Raw genomic sequence first — 274 nt, 5'->3', positions numbered from 1 at the left:
GGTAAGCTTGGTCAAATTGTGGAAGGTGCTTACGCTGATCTATTAATCATCGATGGTAACCCTCTTGAAGGCGTTGATTGTGTGATGAGTGATGATGCGAAGAAAGTCATCATGAAAGACGGTGAAGTATACATAAACACCCTTTAAAACGCATACAGAACAGAAGAGGTTTCAACTAAGGTTGAAGCCTCTTTTTTTTAAGTATCACAGATAAAACTTACTCGCTTGAGCTGCATCACTAAACAAAGCTTTTGTACCTTAACCACAAATAGTT

General features: G+C 38.3%; 1 pseudogene. It reads left to right on the top strand.

From position 1 onward, the window contains the following. Positions 1-147: pseudogene (locus tag AB4585_RS29585) on the top strand (amidohydrolase family protein); the annotation flags it as partial. Between the last annotated feature and the right edge of the window lie 127 nt (positions 148-274).

The sequence above is a fragment of the Vibrio sp. 10N.222.49.C9 genome (genome assembly GCF_041474985.1).
In the GTDB taxonomy this organism is placed as follows: domain Bacteria; phylum Pseudomonadota; class Gammaproteobacteria; order Enterobacterales; family Vibrionaceae; genus Vibrio; species Vibrio crassostreae_C.
Note: the sequence above shows the minus strand (reverse complement) of the source record. Positions and strands in the feature narration are given on the sequence as shown.